This window comes from Shimazuella soli (assembly GCF_022511585.1).
Classification (GTDB): Bacteria; Bacillota; Bacilli; order Thermoactinomycetales; family Thermoactinomycetaceae; genus Shimazuella; species Shimazuella soli.
This window is the reverse complement of sequence record NZ_JAKWBN010000004.1, coordinates 125,919-143,693: the sequence shown is the minus strand read 5'-3', so window position 1 is coordinate 143,693 and position 17,775 is coordinate 125,919. Positions and strand designations below refer to the sequence as shown.

Genomic DNA, 17,775 nt, shown 5'->3' with positions numbered 1-17,775 from the left:
ATTTCAAGGAGGATAATCATGACAAATACTACACTACCTGCTATAACAAAATCCGTAATATATGATGCCCCAATTGAAAAAGTTTGGGTCGCAGTATCTACTTCTGAGGGAATCGCTTCTTGGTTTATGCCAAATGATTTTCAACCCATTGAAGGTCATAATTTCTATATACAATCCCCATTTGGTCCATCGCCATGTAAAGTTTTAGGAGTAGATCCACCTAACAAACTAACTTTCAGTTGGGATGAAGATGGATGGGTGGTTTCATTTGAATTAAAAGATGTATCAGGAAAAACGGAATTCACCTTAACTCATGATGGATGGAAAGGCGCAGATGATATTGTTCCGAAGGCAAACCAAAAGCAGTCCGTTATACACAAAACGATGAGCGAAGGTTGGGAGGCACTCGTTGAGTCAAATCTTCGTAAGGTAGTAGAAGAATAATGTCAGTAGCGCCAAAGTATGATGTTTTTCAAGCAATTGCAGATCCCACAAGAAGAAAGCTTTTGCAAATTCTCTCCAAGAAAGAAATGCCTATTGCAGAAATAAGTAAGTATTTTCCCATGAGTAGAACAGCAATATCCAAGCATCTCTTTATTTTATCTGAAGCCCATTTAGTAAAAGCTGAAAAAAAAGGAAGAGAGAAGAGATTTACGCTTCATGTTGAACCATTAATGGAATTGACGGATTGGTTATCTTATTTTGATCAGTTTTGGGATAACAAATTAGATAAACTCAAATATTTGGTGGAGAAAAAAGAAGACTAATTGGTCTTCTTTTTTTACACGGAATCCATTTACTATTTTTAATTATACGAAGAATAATTGTTACTTTAATTTAAATTTTATATATAATGAAATACAAGTATTCCGAAGTCTCTTTACATGTAGGGGAACAGCTATGACAAAAAGAAAAAGTCTACTTGTTGGTAGTTTACCTTTTGAGAATGAACAAAAAGCGATGACTTTGGCAGTAGAAAAATTAAGTATTCTCTTATAAGTTTGCCAGATGGAGAGATCGGAGAAAAAACAGAGCAATATCCAGAAGGAAGTAGAACCGCTTAGGCAATGAATGTTATTGATATGTGTATTGCAGACATCAGGCAAAGTAAAAGAGATCTGTCTACGATATTAATATGTTCATGACCGAGAGGAGAGAGGCGTTGAACGTTTGACTCTTCAACCTGTTCTCCCATTTCGGAAATAAGAGTCAATGCTGCCTCCATGTAGCGAGTATTCCAAACGACAATCGCATTTACCACCAATCCCAAGGCTCCCAGTTGATCTTCTTGTCCTTCTCGATATTTTTGATAAAGTTCTCCTCGTTTCCCATAACAAACCGCACGTGCCAAGCCATTACGAGTCTCCCCACGGTTTAAGGGGTACGGCAAGAATTAGTTCTTTTTTGGGCCACTTATTTTTAGGTAGCCGTTCGAGGGACAAACAATTATAATATCAGACGCAATATGTCCAACTAATAGATAACAAAATAATTATTTTTCTTAATACCTAATAAAAGAAGCCCATAGAACTCAAACAATTTCAAAAGGTCTAAGGACTTCTTTAAGTATTAATCTGTGTTCAACCTGTTCAAATCGCTGTTATCCACTTGAAGAAGTAATTCTCCCTTTGTTTATTATATAAAGGCAAGAGGATTTTTTTATGCTAGCTTGACAAGTTGCTTTCCGAAATTTTTGCCCTTAAGCATCCCGATAAATGCTTTCGGAGCTTGTTCGATACCATCTACTATGCTCTCACGGTACTTTAGCTTCCTTGTTAATAGGAGTTGTTCAAGCTCGTTTAATGCTTCTTCCCATTGATTTGTATTTGCGTCCTGTACATTGAATCCCTGAATTTTGACACGCAAGGTCAATAATACTCCAAAATTGTGAAACCCCTGTGGGAAGGTCTCATTATATTGAGAAATCAAACCACAGAGAGGAATACGTGCAAATGGGTTGAGACGTTGCGACACAGTTTCTAGGATCTCGCCACCAACATTTTCAAAATAAATGTCGACTCCCTCTGGAGTAGCTCTTGCCAAGTCTTCAACCAAATGACCCGCCTTATAATCAACACAGGAATCAAAGCCGAGTTCGTTGATCACATAGTCGCACTTCGTCTTTCCACCTGCGACACCAACGACACGACACCCTCTGATTTTTGCTAACTGGCCAACAACACTGCCCACCGCTCCGGAAGCAGCCGACACAACGACCGTCTCACCAGCCTTTGGTTGTCCAATGGATAGGAGTCCGATCCAGGCCGCCACGCCAGGCATGCCCAAGGCTCCCAGGTAAACGGAAGGTGCTATGCCATCCTTTGGGGAAATCTTCCTCACATTTCGACCAAGTACAGCATCTTGTCCGTTAAAGATACTATATTGTTGCCAACCAAAATACCCTAACACAAGATCATTCTCTTGAAAATCGGGATGTCTTGTAGCTTCCACCACGCCGATCGTTCCCCCACGCATGACTTGTCCTAACTCAACCTTTCGAGCATAAGATTTGGCTTCGTTCATCGTTCCGCGCATATAGGGATCAAGTGAAAGATAAAGGTGTTTAACCAACACCTCCCCATCCCGTAATGGGGGGAGTGTTGTTTCGATGAAGCGGAAATCACTCTCCTGTACCCACCCCTGTGGTCGATTTGCTAAAAGTACTTGTATATTCCTACGTTCCATAATGTTGTTTTCTCCTCTCAAATTTGATATCAAAGTATTCCATCTATCATCGATCTTGTGATTCCTTTTCATTATTAATGGATAGGATAAAAATGGTACTCATAATACACAATGTACCTATCCATTCTGCCAAACCAAAGTTTATATGTAACCAAATAACTGATAATACAACTGCTGACAATGGTTCTACACAAGCTAATAAACTGGACTCAGAGGGACTAAGATATTTTAGACTCTGCAAATAACAATAAGAAGCAATAATGGTTCCGAATAGAGTAATAAATAGAAATGCAATTGAGGTAGAATATGACCATTGTCCCTCAAATTTCCATGGAGGATAGGCAAAACTAAATATAATTCCTCCTATTACCATCCCCCAACCTACTATCAAGGATGATCCCCATTTTCTAAGTAGTTTTTGTGGTTGAATGGTATAGAACGCAAGCGCAAATGCTGAGCTAAGCCCCCAAAAAAGTACCCCTCCAGAAATAGATAGAGTATGAATGTTCCCCTTTGTTATGAGAAAAAATGCTCCTAAAACTGCTAATGACATCGCAAATAACTTTTTTACTGTTGGGAATTGTTTGGAGCGAATTGCTAAATAACAGGTAACAAGTATAGGAGCCAAGTATTGGAGAACAGTAGCTGTAGCTGCATTTCCATAATAAATGGCTTTAAAATAAGTGTATTGAACAGCTAGCATTCCGAATACTCCATATAATACCAATATCAGGCGATCCCGTTTATCTTTCCAAATCTCCCAAGTGCGTTGTTTTGCACTTTTATAACCAAAAAGCAACATTAGAATCCCTGCTAATAATAAGCGCATTACAGTTAACCACTCTGTGCTAATCCCCTGATGTTGAAAAAGATACTGAGCAACAGCACCTGATCCTCCCCAGGAAATTGCAGCTGTAAGTACAAGAATCAACCCTCTTATTTTTGAAACATTACTCTTGGAACCCATGTTTCCTCCCGAATTATAAATCGCTCATATACTTTCAAATGAATAAAACTAAATTGGTTACACCCATGAATAAAAAAATATCATAAATAGTGTAGATCACTTATGAATGTAATTCTTGAGAAGAAAGGGTAAGAGTTTCTCCCAGTAAATCAGCTACAGTCGTTTTTGCTAACTTTGAATGAAGTGCTTTTTCTACATCACTATAATAATACTTCAGCACTGGTTGGATACCTTTTCCTATTGGGCAATTCTGATTTGGAATACTACGATGGAGACCAAAAATAGGTTTTTGTTTAATGGCTTGATAGACTTCGGATAAGGTAATGTTATCAGGATTTCGTGCTAGCTTCCAACCAGATCCTGTACCGTATTGAACAACTACAAGATTACTTTTTTCGAGTAAACTGAGAATCCGACGAATAAAAACAGGATTTGTATTGACGCTTGTAGCTATTTCCTTAGAAGTAATGACTTTATTCTTTTCGGCAACTAATGCCATCCTTGCTAAAATATGAAGAGCAATGGTGAAATGACTATTACTCATGGACTCCCCCCTCTGTAACTAATATAGTTTCATCCAGTATATTTGTCAAGTATATAAATCGTACTATGCAATGGTTGATTCTAAAAGATTTTGAACGTCCTGGCTATCAAGCGATGAAGCTAGAGAGATCATTTATTTTGATGCATTAGACCGACTAGTACGGGATTACGATGGTGTTATTCAGGAATGGAAGTACATTACACGTAATCTTAAGGCAGATATTATGGTGTTAGAGAACGCCTCCCTATTTGATAGTCGGAAATTTCGTGAAATGGGGGATATGGGTCGTTTGATGGAAGATCAATTTCTGAGCCTGCTCGCTTTATGTGGCTGATCAAGAGAGAAAAAAGATCAGACAACGGCAAGCAGAAGGAATTGCACTTGCTAAAAAACTCGGAAAACACATGGGGAGACCGAAGAAAAATCTTCATAGCCTTACCAAATATCAACTCCAGACAATAGAAGAAAACTATCCTCGTTGGAAAGCGAAAGAGATAACAGCTGTTGAATTTATGAGAAGAGTCGAAGTGAAAAAGAACACGTTTTATAAGATTATCAAAGAATATGAAAATACATTGGATACATCAGGAGGAAACAACTTTGCCCAGTATTCAGGATAACGGCTTATCCCCGGCTGAAAAGTAATCCACTTCCAAAGAATTAGATAAACTTTTTTCACCCAGACCCGAAGAAATCACTTGGGTCAAAGAGAAAGCAAGAAACCCTTTCTCACAACTAGGTTTTCTGATTCTGTTAAAAACCTTTCAATGTCTCAACCACTTTGTTCCCATTTCAGATGTTCCGAAAGTCATTCTTAAACATATCGCAAAAGAGGCGAGTCTCGACCTACCAAAACCCAACATGACGAGAGTATACCCACCATTATTTTGGCCATCATCCAAATAATTACGATTTTAGGAGGCCAGGGAGTAGGGTTGCGTCGTGTGATTGTGAGGTCGGTTTCCACCCTCCAAATTCCCTGAAGGGAAGGATATTCAAGATCAACTGGCTCCATGATGGGAGTCCTTTCGTGAACGGTGGGCTAATTATTCAACCTAGATTCATAATAAGATGAAATACATCCCACTGCACATCATTTATTGAATTGAGTATAATTTCCAAGATGTAATATGGTGAACAACCGAGTGGAATTCTGGAATAAGGGTTAGAAACTTCAATAGATTAAGGGGATATGTAATGAAAAAGTGGATACGTTACACACTTTACATTCTGGCTGCTTTGTTTTTGCTTGTAATGGGTTGGATTTATCTGTTCCTCAATGGGAATCCCGTTCATATTTATCAACTCGAAAAGCAGATGAAGGAACAGCTATTAGAACAAAACTATAAGGAATCAGAAATTTCTTCCATAGAAGGAGCGTACTTCTTTAAATTTTCTACTTATTCGGTATATGTAAAGTTTAAAGACGAACCTGGACGATTTTGTTCTGTAAGATGAAACATTTTGAAAATATTCCGGAAATATCTGTAGATATAATAAGAATTACCCTAACCCCGCATTCATCTATGTTACGGGGATTTAAACAATAAATCCTTAATACATCCAGATAGTCTGAAGCCAATGGTAGAATTTACAAATAAATGGATTTCGAAGTGGCCCGCCAATCACAATTAAATTATGTTCATTTTCCATTAGCAGAAGGAAATATAGGTCCAAAATTAAACCGTGAATTCTATGAGCCGCTCGGTAGCATTCGTTTACCCGATAATGCCAGATTTGTCGCTGGATTTGTTCATGAAAATAGAAGTATAGATGAATTGAAGCAAATTTTAATGAACCTTGATTCTATCCGTAACCAACAAGTTGATGTAGCATGTTCTTGTGGGTTAGGCAGACGAAAATCAATGGTAGGGTTACAGCTTTTAGAAACAATGAATCAATTAACGCAAGTGTAATAGTAACTCTTTAATAAAAAAACCTGCACCTCTAATTGCTGGGTACACTGAACAATTAGAAGTGCAGGTTTTTTTATAACAAAATTTATTTTTCCTGCACTCTGTCGAAATCTTGCTATCCTATTGTTAGGTTATTACAAACGGATGTACGAAACAGTATAATGGGATTGACTAGGAGGTATCCTTATGAACCAGGCTATTTTTGAATCTGTTTATAATACTGTTGTACAGAAAAATACCAAATATGATGGGATTTATTATACAGGAATTAAAACCACAAGGATCGTCTGTAGACCTTCCTGTAAATCCAGAACTCCAAAGAAAGAAAATGTACTATTGTTCCAAAGTGTTGAAGATGCAATAAAAGCTGGTTTTCGTCCATGTAAAAGATGCAGACCTGAACAAATAGGTACATTAGGACCAGATGCCTGTATTGCTTATGATGTGAAACAAATTATTTTAGAATTCTATGCAGAATCCGTTACCTTAGAATACTTATCCAAAAAAATGGTTATTAGCCCTTATCACTTGCAACGAGTTTTCAAACGAGTGACAGGGATAACTCCAGCGAAGTTTCTTCAAGAAACGAGAATAAAAAAAGCAAAACAGCTTTTGCAGAAAAGTAACTTCTCAATGATAGAGATTTCAAGGTTAGTAGGATTTCAAAGTCCATCACACTTTTCCATGATTTTCAAAAGATATGCGAATATGTCACCTAACCATTTTCGAGAGTTCGCAAAGAAAGAAGGGGAAAGCGTTGCATTCTAACTCTAAAGAAACAAATGTATATTGGGGAGAAGTAGTCACTCCCTTTTTCCAAAACCGTAAGTTTTATCTAGCAGCAACAGAGAAAGGGTTGTGCAGAGTTCTATGGCCAAGCGAATCATTGGATGATTTACAAGCTTGGGTTAATAAAATGATTCCTGATGCCAATTTGGAAGAAGGACAACATAAAGTAGCAGAATATGTGCAACAAATAAAAGATTACCTTCATGGAAAGCGGAAGACCTTTAGTCTTCCTTTAGATATGCGTGGTACGGCATTTCGGATAAAGGTATGGAATGCTCTTCAACAAATCCCACATGGTGAAACTAGAAGTTATGCGGATATAGCGGATGCTATTGGAAATTCAAAAGCATTAAGGGCAGTAGGTACAGCAAATGGAGCAAATCCCATACCAATCGTAGTGCCATGTCATCGGGTGATAGGAAAAAACAAAACGCTCACTGGATTTGGAGGAGGTCTCGAAAATAAAAAACGATTACTCAATCTGGAGGGATATGATGACTATATCGACAAAGGGCATTTACGCTACCAATTTTAGGCGAGAGCAGGACTGTGTGTATATCCCACTTCCAAAGGAATTTAGTTTTGAAGAAGTACTTCGGTATTTATCGCGTTCTTCCATCGAAGTACTCCATTATGTGTTAGATAAAAAAGTTTTGAAATTATTAGATATAAATGGACAATTGATCTTAATAGAAGTAAGTCAACCTAACAAGGAAGAGTTGCAAATTCGTTTTGTCGATCACCATCCAAAGACAGAGCAAGAATTTGTGTTTCTGGTGAACTATATAAGAGATTGGTTAGATCTAGATACTCCGCTTCATTTGTTTTATGAACTGGCCACTGGAGATGCCATTTTAAAAAATCTAGTGACTCCATACTATGGACTACGTATTGTTGGGATTCCTGATTTGTTTGAAGCTCTTTGCTGGGCGGTAATTGGACAGCAAATTAATCTTACATTTGCATATACATTAAAAAGAAGATTTGTGGAGAGTTTCGGAACACCTTATGAATGGAACGGGAGAAAGTTTTGGTTGTTTCCGAGTCCTAGTCAGTTTAACTATGAAGCAATTGGGCGATTACGCAAGTTACAATTCACACAGAAAAAAGCTGAATATATCGTTGGCATCGCAAAAGAGATAGAAGAAGGGAATTTGCCAAAAGATAATTTACTACTTGATTTACAGAAAGCAGAACAAAAATTATTATCGATTCGTGGGATTGGTCCATGGACTGCTCATTATGCCATGATGCGTTGTTTTCGAAACCCATCTGCTTTTCCTGTAGCAGATGTAGGTCTTCACAATGCTTTAAAAAACATTCTTCAACGAAAAGAAAAGCCGAAGGTAAGCGAGATTCATAGCCTTTTTATACCTTGGAAAAACTGGGAGGCATATGCAGTGTTTTACCTTTGGAGAAGTTTAGAAGATATTTAATGAAGCAAAAGAAGCACCCCTCGATTTTGGTATCATCTAACTATAAATTAGAAATGATTGTGTTGCATATAAGGTAATCCCCAGAAGTTAGTTTAGCTGATTTGAGGATATTATTTATTGTATGAAATTAATCCTTTATCCTGGATCGGTTCTTTTGGCCAAATTGTGTCTCCTGAATCTCACGGCTTTCCAGTTAAGAATTTAAACAAAAACAAGAGGCCTTAAGGCACTCTTGTTTTTGTTTTCTTTATTCGACAACACCTACAGCGTCATATGCTTTGCTTACTGAAGTTACTTCTTTAGAATTCGCTCCATAAAGGTCTGTAGCTGATTGAATAGCTGCATCACGCATATCGATAAATTGGGAAGAAGGCGTTAGATAATTGGTAAGTGCACGGTAGTAAATTGCTTTTGTTTTAGCTCTTCCAATTCCCACTACTTTAACATCGTAATGAGTTCCTCCTGCTGCGATCAAATAGGCAGCCTTATTGTTTATTCCGCTATTAATATGAACGCCACCATTATCTTGCCAGCCTAAATATCGATCATCATAATTGTCAGGTTGATTGTATTTAGTTGGGTCTGCCATGGATCGAAGGGCATCACCAGGTTTATTTGGAGTATAGATATCTTCACCAAGTAACCAGTCATCGGAATCTACCATTACACCCATAATATCTGAAATAGACTCATTTAATGCTCCAGATTCGCCTTGATATTCCAGATTGGCTGTGTACTGAGTAACTGCATGGGTGAGCTCGTGCGCAACAACATCTAGTCCTCCAGCAAGAGAAATAAATGTTTTTCCATCTCCATCTCCATAAATCATTTTCTCTCCATCCCAAGCCGCATTATTCCATTTGTCACCCACATGAACATATGACTTGATCGCACTTCCTTTTCCATCAAAGCTGTTTCGACCGAAGCTTTTTTTGTAGAAATCATAGGTTGCTTCTGCATATGCATGTGCATCTACTGAGGAAGGATCTGAAAAATTCTTGGTTTTACTAGAAACCAATTTACCTGTAATAACAGGTGAGTTTTCATCTTCATGTTTTGCATCATAAGTGGAAATGTTGCGAATTTGGTCTTTGAGATAGTATAAGTTACCGTCCTTTGTGATTTCAAAGGTTTTTTTATCTCCTTTTACACCTTTTCCATTTCCTGCAATTTCGTTCAGAATGTTGATTTTTTGCAAAATTTTCCCACTCTTCGCATCGATGAAATATTGCCAGATTGTAGGTTGAGGGGATAAGTATGCAAGCTTGATCACATAGGCATAAGCAAATGATTTATGGTAAGGAAATACTACTAGCTGGGAAGTAGGTTGGTACAAATATTGTTTTACATGCTTGGTTTGTTTTTTTGCAATGGAGATTGCTGTAGGAACGGAGATATGCTTGATATGTTTGAAAGCTGGCAGTTTAATATTCGGAATCACTTGACCCATGTAGCTGGTAACGGTATTTGCACGATTGAAATGTACGGTTTGCTCTGATCCATATACTGGGACACCTAAATGTACTTGTTGCAAGCGATAGTGAGACATTCCTAAATTATCTGTATTTTTGCTCTCTAATTGAAAGTGGTCTTGAACTTGATCGGCAATTTTAAAGAGGTTTTTCCTTGCATTTAAGTAATCCCATATCAACTCATTAGGAGCTATTGTTCGTCTGGAAGATGACCAATTTTCCTTTATAAAGGAAGCTGTTTTATAAATTGGATGATAACGGACACTTAGCTTTTCCTTTGCAGTTGCAAAACCAGACCAGGAAGTAAGTGTCAAAGTAGCAGCTAGACAAGCAGATAGTGAAGCAGAAAACCAGCGAATTTTCATTCATTCAACTCCTAATAAATTGTATTTTTTTACAGATAAAGTATAAACGATTTTTAAAAGAATTTCCAATAATTTTATTTTGTATTTTTTCATTTACAAAAACAAGAAAAAGATGCTAGCTTGTTTCGCTAGCATCTTTTTAGGTTTGTATTCATTTTTAAGCAGATTCAGTTGTTTGACTCTCTGCTACAGGCTTGGATGCTTTAAATCCAACAAACAAAGCTAGTATGGCTGCTAAAAAATGTACGACTTCAATGGTTGGAGTAGCTGATACTAGACCAAATATGTCTGTAGTGAATAAACCAATTACCGCAACAGCTCCATAAACAATACCAAAGATGATGGAAACAGCCTTGCTCCATTGGAAACTCCCGCTAACAGCTAAGAAGATAACTCCAGTGAGCAGATGAATGATGTTATGCGGTGCTGTCAAATGAAGTAAATCGTGGATGGGACCAGTAGTCGGCAAAAAGAAACCAGCAACTCCTAACAAAAGAAATATCACTCCAAAGACCCGCAAAAATCCTTGTACCATAAAACAGACACCTCACTTAGATAATAGATAATAAAATCAAACACAGTTAGATTTTACCATATAATATACGCAGTTAACAAATTTTTTATAATATTATATTTATTAATGTTTTTAGAGGAGTGAGAAATAGATTCGTTATTCTACAGTAAGGGAGCCTTGGTACATTCCCATTCCGCATGTAAATGTTATTTTTCCTAATTTATTAGGAGTAAAAGATATTACATTATCACCCTTTTTTAATTCTTTGTTTATTCCCAAATCTCGAATCAAAAGATAAGAAAGACATCCAGCTTCTGTTGTTTTTTGGAAATGAAGTTTTGTAGGAATTCCAACTTTGAGAAAAAGATTGGAAGGGGAGTATCCGTTCTCATTCACTTGTATGGTTGCTTCTTGATAACCCTTCTTTTGAATGCCTTTTATTTCTTGAGTTGCAAGCAGAGGTGTTTCTGCACTGGATTGGACAATGGCAAGGATGGTTAAGACCAAACAAATAGGAAGAAACACATACCATGTTAGACTGATTTTTTTTGAAACAAAAGAAGGTAAGCTTTGTTGTATTAGCTGGTAAATAAGTATGATTGTAAATACATAGAGCAGCAGAAAGAAACCGATAAACAGATTGGGATGACTATTAGTTACCATCAATCCAGTCATCGGACCCATCAACCCTCCCATAATCCCAGATAATACGCCATCCAATTGTGCCAATATCCCAAATGGGAAACCTATGATATATCCAGTAAATACTCCTAATACCATCATGTAAATAGTGGCAATGGTTGGATTGCTTACAACTCTTAATGATATGGTTATTCCGATGGTGAGTGCTACCATCATTGCTACCGCCATGGCAATCATCATCCCATTCATAGAGGGGATGTATTCTCTCCATATATATACTTGGTAGCCAATAAAAGCTGCAATTATCAACACAAAACATACTATTGAACCGATAATCATTTATCTACCTCCATTTTATTTGTCTAAGCTTATTTCGACATTTCAGATGGATAAACCTATTTACGTATACAAGTATTGGAAAATGTATAGGCGTTACACAGCGGTTTCTAAATGTTACAATACAGTTAACAAATAAATACATTTCTCCAAAGGGGGATCTCCATGCCGAAATTTCTTTGTGTACAATGCGGGACCCAGTATGCTGAATCTGTAACTGAACCTCTTAAATGCTTGGTCTGTGAAGACGAAAGGCAGTATGTAAGATGGGATGGACAAGCATGGACTACGCTTGCTGTTATGCAAAATGATGGATTTGAAGTGGTCCCTTACGAGGAAGAACCTGGTCTATGGGGATTGGAATTAAATCGTTCCTTCGGAATAGGACAGCGAGCTTTATTGGTTCCAGGTGATAAAGGAAATATTTTATGGGATTGTATTCCTTATATCAACGATCGTGCCATTCAAATAGTAGAAGATTTGGGCGGGTTAGAAGCTATTGCTATTTCTCATCCCCACTATTATTCTACCATGGTAGAATGGGCAGATGCTTTTAATGTTCCAATTTATTTGCATGCATCTGATGCTGATTGGATTATGCGCCCCAGTGATAAAATCACCCTTTGGGAAGGAGAAACTTTTTCAATAACTCCTGATTTGGAATTAATCCATCTTGGTGGACATTTTGATGGTGCTTCAGTACTTTTATGGAAACAAGGTGCAGAAGGAAGAGGAAGTTTATTATCAGGAGATGTTATTCAAGTTAACCGCGATCGCCATTATCTTAGTTTTATGTACAGTTATCCTAATCATATCCCTCTTTCCTGTAATACTGTAAAAAGAATTGTAACCAAGTTAGAAACATATAATTTTGATCGAATCCATGGGGCTTGGAGAGAAAGATTTATTTGGGAAAATGCAAAAGAGAGATTAAAAGCCTCTGCTAAACGATATAAAAAATACTTAGAAGCTTAATTCATCAAGTGCTCCTCATCAGGAGCACTTGATTATTTTTTATAGTGATATTTCTTTTGTTCATGTTCTATTCATAAAGTCCCCTTATAGTATCCAATAGAACGAGCGAAAGGAAACGATAATATGGAAAATGTAAGTGCAGCTAATTCGTATATACCCCCTCGAAGTAATCGCATTTTAGTAATGATCGGACTGATTTTAGGTTTAATTTTTTCAGAGTTGGATGAAACTGTTGTGAATACAGCATTGCCAACCATCATTCGTGATTTAGGCGGGTTGCCCTTATATGGTTGGGTTGCTGGTGTATATATGCTATCCATGTCAGCGTTTATGCCTATTCTAGGTAAGTTATCAGATTTATTCGGCAGAAGAAAGATTTATCTATTAGCGATGCTTTTGTTTATAAGTGGCTCGGTTATATGTGGTTTATCACATTCGATGACACTGTTATTAATAGGTCGAGGTATTCAAGGGATGGGAGCAGGAGGATTAATGCCACTTGCGATGACGATCTCAAGTGATTTATTCCCGATTGAACAACGTGCGAAGTTTCAAGGGTTCATGGGACCAATTATGTTTATTCCTATGTTGTTAGGTCCGATGATGGGGGGATTCTTTGTTGATCAAATGAATTGGCACTGGATATTTTTTATCAATATTCCAGTAGGTGTTTTAGCAGCTGCATTACTTTTGATCGGTTTAAAAGAAACCGCACAAACAAAAAAAGTAATTATTGATTGGGCTGGGGCGTTTTTGCTTATGGCTTCAATAGTGACATTGTTAATTACACCTGTATTGGTTGAAAATCAAGGATTTACTTGGGGTTCTCCGGTTATACTTAGCTTGATCTTTCTCGGGATCGTCTTGATCGGTATATTCATTTGGGTAGAATCAAAAGTGAAAGAGCCTATCATCCCGTTACATCTTTTTAAAAATCGAAATATCTTAGTACTGTCATTAATAGTGTTTACTGTTGGTGTAGGTTTAATGGGATCTTTTTCATCATTTCCTTATTATGCACAACATGTATTAGGGCTAACGCCTACAAATGCAGGTTACTTATCATTACCATTAATGGTAGGTGCAGTTGTCTCATCTATTATTTGTGGTTTCTTATTGACAAAAGTTCGATATCGTGAATTGATGGCAATAGGATTTATTTTACCTGTAGTTGGCTTTTACTTATTTACTCATATTAATATTTCTACCACAGTAGTTCATATTATTATTTTCTTTTTGATTACCGGCTTAGGTTTAGGAGTTTTATTTGGCGGAGATAATTTAATTGTTCAAGAATCAGTGGAAGAGGAGCATAAAGGAGTAGCATTATCTACTGTACCCTTGTTCCAATCCATTGGTGCGACAGTGGGAGTAAGTGTATTTGGGACTTTGCTGTCTTCATCCTTGACATCTCAATTAAATGGCATTGGGCATGGATTGACAAATATAGGTAACATAGCTTCTGGGCAAATTCCAGCTAACTTGTCTCCTGATATACTGATCCTGATCAAGACAGCAGTTATTAGCGCATTCCAGCATATTTATCTATATGCATTCATTCTTTCTATAGTTGTATTTGTTTTATGTTGGTTCTTAAAGAAAGAGGTACTATTGTCTGAAAAGAAATCAATAGAAGAATAGGGAGTATGTATAACAGTCAAGGATTAGTACTTGGCTGTTTATGTGTTTACTTTAATATAAAAAATATGACAAGGTATCGTGCTTCTTTTACCAAAAAAAGGGATCTACTTAATTTAACGTGTAATATCAAGAACGAACACAGGTCTAATTCATTCTTACTAGATTTCATTTCTTCTTTTATTTCTCAATACTATAGTTAACTTTTTCTATAGAGACAAAATAGGAGGTTATTTAGACGGCGAGAAGAGTCCGATTACTCTTGTTTTCGCCACAATTAACGTTACAAAATGTTAATTTTGTAACGTTGTGGACTGGAGATAGATACTGATTTAAATTTTCGCATTTTGTTCTATTGATTATTTATGATTTCTATCTTAGAGTGTGTTCTAACATCAAGTGGTTTCAGCATCCGAAATAAATCAATCAAAGATAGCGATCTTAAATTCTTCCTCTATCCCTCTTAAAAGATATGCCATCATCAAGAGGATCAACAAAAGCGTGTTCTTGCTTAATAAAAAACAACCCTAGTAAGAACCTAAGGTTGTTTCGTTTACATTCCATAGTCAATACTTTGCTGGATTTTTAGCTAATCGCAGTTACATTCATCTTTTCCGGTTTTGGGACATTTTGAACGAATCACCTCATTCACCCCCTGAGTCGGAATGGAAACACTCAGATGATCTCTCATCTTTTTCATTATACAAAAAAATAAAAATCACATATACCCTTGTTTTTGAAAAAATTGAATTCGGATCAACCCATGCTTTTTTGCCTTTCTTATGGTAAAATGTTGCATGATTTATTTGTGTGGAAAGGAAGAATAAACATGAGTACACTCACAACAACAGAGAAATATCAAGTGTTGTTATATTATAAATATGTTCATATTGAAGATTACGAGATATTCGCTAAACAGCATCTGGCTTTTTGTAAAGAATTAAACCTAAAAGGAAGAGTGATGATCGCTTATGAAGGGATAAATGGTACTGTCTCTGGTACAAAAGACGAAACGGATAGATATATGGCTTTCATGCATCAGCATCCTCTATTCCGTGATATGCAATTTAAGATTGACGAACATGACGGTCATGCCTTCAAAAGGCTTTCTGTCAGACCTCGTAAAGAAGTAGTAACTTGGAGACTGGATCAAGAAGTTGACCCAAGTGAAACCACAGGGAAACATTTGACTCCAAAGGAGTTTAACGAGCATCTGAAGCGTGACGATGTGATCATCATTGATGGAAGAAACGAATATGAGTATGACCTTGGTCATTTCCGTGGCGCTATCCGACCCGGTGTAAACACGACGAAAGAATTCCCTGATTGGGTACGCAAAAATCTCAACGAATACAAAGATAAAAAAATCATAACCTATTGCACGGGCGGAATTAGGTGCGAAAAATTGACTAGTTTCCTCATTTCCGAAGGTTTTGAGGATGTAGCTCAGCTGGACGGCGGTATCATTACTTATGGCAAAGATCCTGAAGTAAAAGGAGAATTATTTGATGGGAAATGTTATGTATTTGATGAGCGGATTTCTGTTCCGGTCAATCAGGTAGCACCGACAGTCATCGGAAAATGTTATCACTGCAATCAACCAGCTGAAACCTATATCAATTGTGCTAATGATTTCTGTCATCGCCAACATATCGTATGCCCTACTTGCCAAAGCGAACATCAACATTTTTGCTCAAAAGAATGTGAAGAGTTAGTAGCTGCAAAACAAAAAGCTTGAATTTAATTATCCTACTATACGTAGGATATATTTTTTTAAAAACCCTTGACAAAATTTATTTAATATGATATTATTATTTTTTTGATTGATTTATAACTACCTTCGAAGTAGAATTAGTAATATCATTTACTTTGGAGGTATATACAGTGTCCAAACTAATTCCATTAGAGTTAACTGCTACGATGATGGGTAATAGTAACACCATCTTCCCTGCCCTTTTGTTTGATGATAATTTTTCAGTCTTGATTGATACAGGATATCCTGGCCAACTCCCTCTCCTTCAACAAGCCATAGCGAAAGTTGGTTCATCTTTGTCATCCATTGAAAAAATTATCCTTACTCACCAAGATATAGATCACATTGGTAATGTATCTTCTCTCCTTAACATGTCCTCTCACCCTATAGAAGTAATCGCCCCTTTATTAGAACAGCCTTATATACAAGGAGAAAAAACATTGCAGAAGCATACACCGGAAGCTATTGCAACGGCGGTAAAGAATCTCCCGTCAGATGTTCCTTCACAATGGAAACAAGCGTTTCGGCATACATTAGAAAATCCCCCTACTGCAAAAGTAAATAAAACAGTAGTAGGCGGAGATGAACTTCCGTTTTTGGGAGGAATCATAGTTATTGATACACCAGGACATACGATTGGTCATACTAGTTATTATCATAAGACAAGTAAGACGTTGATTGCAGGAGATGCTCTGACAGTAGAAAACAATGAATTAGTTATCTCTTCCCCATTACTCACTTTCGATATGGAAAAAGCAATAGAGTCTATTGGTCACTTGACTCATTATGATATTGAGACTGTCCTATGCTACCATGGAGGTATATTTGATCAAGATGTTAATGCTTGTATGCTTGAGTTGTACCGCTGTCAAAAAAATAAATTGCTCTAAACCTGCTTTCCAATACTTCTCATTTTTTCTTCATACCAATTTTTAGCGTGTCGCATAAATAAAACTGCATGTTTTACCATTTCCAATGCTTCATAAATGGATGTTTCTTTCGGATAATAAGCATTCGCATGGTTATAAAACGCCCCAGCACTTTCTTTAAGTTGCTGTTTTGGAAGACAGTGGATTGCCATGTTTTTTGGCATATTCCATATCTGGATAGCATTTTCATGCTCTATCGCTAATATTTGATATATCAAAGGAGAAACCCTTGTGCATAAAAGTCGAATAAGGTGAGTTAATCGATCTTTGCCATGATCCAATAGGGAAGAAAGATACTCGGGTGTCTCTGTTAATTTTAACAAGGATTCGTGTGCAGATTGTTTAAGCTGTTCGTTAGTTGCTTCTGGAACTGGGAGTCTCCCAGCTACTATTTTATATGTACCAGATACTGGCCCTACATAGTCCCTAGGCAAATTTTTTGATAACGCTTTACATTGAATATATCGGAATGGCGAGGTATTTATTTTAGCTAGATCTTGATGGATTTTCAAATATAACTCTAGAGGAAGCATCCCGTTATCCTCAAAGATCTTATCTTCTAAGAATAACTGAAAATCAATATCGCTGGATCCTTTGATAAATCCACCTTTCATCGCAGAACCATGAACAATAAGTCCAATGAAATCGTTACCTGTGTGAGTTTGGTATACCTCCACTACCTGATTCGCGATTTTTTCTACTTCTTTTAGCAAACTTTATGCCTCCCTTTTCAATTTAACAGTGATCAAACAATAATATTTTCTAACCAAAGGAAGCAGTATCTTATTGTCAAAAATAAACCGCCTATCATTGG

The 17,775-nt window shown here is 36.9% G+C and carries 18 protein-coding genes and 3 pseudogenes; 13 read left to right on the top strand and 8 right to left on the bottom strand.

Going from position 1 to position 17,775, the window contains the following annotated elements; translation table 11 throughout:
- The first annotated feature begins 18 nt into the window (after positions 1–18).
- Positions 19–444, top strand: coding sequence for an SRPBCC family protein (locus MK805_RS11470; RefSeq protein ID WP_240876024.1), 426 nt, complete (start codon positions 19–21; stop codon positions 442–444).
- Positions 441–767 carry an ArsR/SmtB family transcription factor gene (locus tag MK805_RS11465; RefSeq protein WP_240876115.1) on the top strand — a complete coding sequence of 109 codons (327 nt, stop codon included), beginning with the start codon at positions 441–443 and terminating at the stop codon, positions 765–767. The genes MK805_RS11470 and MK805_RS11465 overlap by 4 nt, the downstream gene beginning before the upstream one ends.
- 350 nt (positions 768–1,117) lie before the next feature.
- On the opposite strand, the pseudogene MK805_RS11460 reads toward MK805_RS11465, so the two are convergent.
- From MK805_RS11460 to MK805_RS11445, 4 genes and pseudogenes are all read right to left on the bottom strand, one after another.
- A pseudogene (locus MK805_RS11460) lies at positions 1,118–1,378 on the bottom strand (Tn3 family transposase); the annotation flags it as partial.
- A 281-nt stretch (positions 1,379–1,659) separates the two neighbouring features.
- Entirely contained in the window at positions 1,660–2,685 is a 1,026-nt protein-coding gene (locus MK805_RS11455; RefSeq protein WP_240876023.1) for an NADP-dependent oxidoreductase, read from the bottom strand.
- 46 nt (positions 2,686–2,731) lie between these two features.
- Complete coding sequence (locus MK805_RS11450) at positions 2,732–3,652, bottom strand: DMT family transporter (RefSeq protein WP_240876022.1); 921 nt, start codon at positions 3,650–3,652, stop codon at positions 2,732–2,734.
- Between the two features lie 100 nt (positions 3,653–3,752).
- Entirely contained in the window at positions 3,753–4,196 is a 444-nt protein-coding gene (locus MK805_RS11445; RefSeq protein WP_240876021.1) for an Rrf2 family transcriptional regulator, read from the bottom strand.
- A 124-nt stretch (positions 4,197–4,320) separates the two neighbouring features.
- Between MK805_RS11445 and MK805_RS11440 the strand changes: the two are divergent.
- The 7 genes and pseudogenes from MK805_RS11440 to MK805_RS11410 all read left to right on the top strand — a co-directional run.
- A pseudogene (locus MK805_RS11440) lies at positions 4,321–4,816 on the top strand (recombinase family protein); the annotation flags it as partial.
- Positions 4,813–5,045: pseudogene (locus tag MK805_RS11435) on the top strand (DUF4158 domain-containing protein); the annotation flags it as partial. The pseudogenes MK805_RS11440 and MK805_RS11435, both read left to right, overlap by 4 nt.
- 348 nt (positions 5,046–5,393) lie before the next feature.
- Complete coding sequence (locus MK805_RS11430; protein WP_240876020.1) at positions 5,394–5,654, top strand: DUF3139 domain-containing protein; 261 nt, start codon at positions 5,394–5,396, stop codon at positions 5,652–5,654.
- A gap of 143 nt (positions 5,655–5,797) precedes the next feature.
- Entirely contained in the window at positions 5,798–6,112 is a 315-nt protein-coding gene (locus MK805_RS11425; protein WP_240876019.1) for a hypothetical protein, read from the top strand.
- Between the two features lie 186 nt (positions 6,113–6,298).
- Positions 6,299–6,880: a bifunctional transcriptional activator/DNA repair enzyme AdaA gene (locus MK805_RS11420; protein WP_240876018.1), complete on the top strand. Its 582-nt coding sequence runs from the start codon at positions 6,299–6,301 to the stop codon at positions 6,878–6,880.
- Positions 6,870–7,436, top strand: coding sequence for a methylated-DNA--[protein]-cysteine S-methyltransferase (locus tag MK805_RS11415; RefSeq protein WP_240876017.1), 567 nt, complete (start codon positions 6,870–6,872; stop codon positions 7,434–7,436). The genes MK805_RS11420 and MK805_RS11415 overlap by 11 nt, the downstream gene beginning before the upstream one ends.
- Positions 7,437–7,452: 16 nt before the next feature.
- Positions 7,453–8,337, top strand: coding sequence for a DNA-3-methyladenine glycosylase family protein (locus tag MK805_RS11410; RefSeq protein ID WP_240876016.1), 885 nt, complete (start codon positions 7,453–7,455; stop codon positions 8,335–8,337).
- Positions 8,338–8,584: 247 nt separating this feature from the next.
- On the opposite strand, the gene MK805_RS11405 is transcribed toward MK805_RS11410, so the two are convergent.
- The 3 genes from MK805_RS11405 to MK805_RS11395 all read right to left on the bottom strand — a co-directional run bounded on the left by MK805_RS11405 (position 8,585) and on the right by MK805_RS11395 (position 11,669).
- Positions 8,585–10,174 (bottom strand): M4 family metallopeptidase, encoded by a 1,590-nt coding sequence (locus tag MK805_RS11405; protein ID WP_240876015.1) that lies wholly within the window; start codon positions 10,172–10,174, stop codon positions 8,585–8,587.
- Positions 10,175–10,331: 157 nt separating this feature from the next.
- Complete coding sequence (locus MK805_RS11400; RefSeq protein ID WP_240876014.1) at positions 10,332–10,709, bottom strand: DUF4383 domain-containing protein; 378 nt, start codon at positions 10,707–10,709, stop codon at positions 10,332–10,334.
- A 135-nt stretch (positions 10,710–10,844) separates the two neighbouring features.
- On the bottom strand, positions 10,845–11,669 hold the full coding sequence (locus tag MK805_RS11395) for a cupredoxin domain-containing protein (protein WP_240876013.1): 825 nt from the start codon (positions 11,667–11,669) through the stop codon (positions 10,845–10,847).
- 162 nt (positions 11,670–11,831) lie between these two features.
- Here MK805_RS11395 and MK805_RS11390 point away from each other — a divergent pair, with 162 nt between their 5' ends.
- The 4 genes from MK805_RS11390 (at position 11,832) to MK805_RS11375 (ending at position 16,922) form a co-directional block, all read left to right on the top strand.
- Positions 11,832–12,641, top strand: a complete 810-nt coding sequence (locus MK805_RS11390) for an MBL fold metallo-hydrolase (RefSeq protein WP_240876012.1) — start codon at positions 11,832–11,834, stop codon at positions 12,639–12,641.
- 123 nt (positions 12,642–12,764) lie between these two features.
- The gene (locus tag MK805_RS11385) at positions 12,765–14,282 is read left to right on the top strand and encodes an MDR family MFS transporter (RefSeq protein WP_240876011.1); all 1,518 of its coding nucleotides are present in this window, start codon (positions 12,765–12,767) and stop codon (positions 14,280–14,282) included.
- 826 nt (positions 14,283–15,108) lie between these two features.
- A complete protein-coding gene (gene trhO / locus MK805_RS11380) occupies positions 15,109–16,017 on the top strand; it encodes an oxygen-dependent tRNA uridine(34) hydroxylase TrhO (RefSeq protein ID WP_240876010.1) in 909 nt (302 codons plus the stop codon).
- 146 nt (positions 16,018–16,163) lie between these two features.
- Positions 16,164–16,922: an MBL fold metallo-hydrolase gene (locus MK805_RS11375; protein WP_240876009.1), complete on the top strand. Its 759-nt coding sequence runs from the start codon at positions 16,164–16,166 to the stop codon at positions 16,920–16,922.
- Here the strand turns inward: MK805_RS11375 and MK805_RS11370 are convergent.
- Positions 16,919–17,674: a hypothetical protein gene (locus MK805_RS11370; RefSeq protein WP_240876008.1), complete on the bottom strand. Its 756-nt coding sequence runs from the start codon at positions 17,672–17,674 to the stop codon at positions 16,919–16,921. The two genes, MK805_RS11375 and MK805_RS11370, sit on opposite strands and share 4 nt — an antisense overlap.
- Between the last annotated feature and the right edge of the window lie 101 nt (positions 17,675–17,775).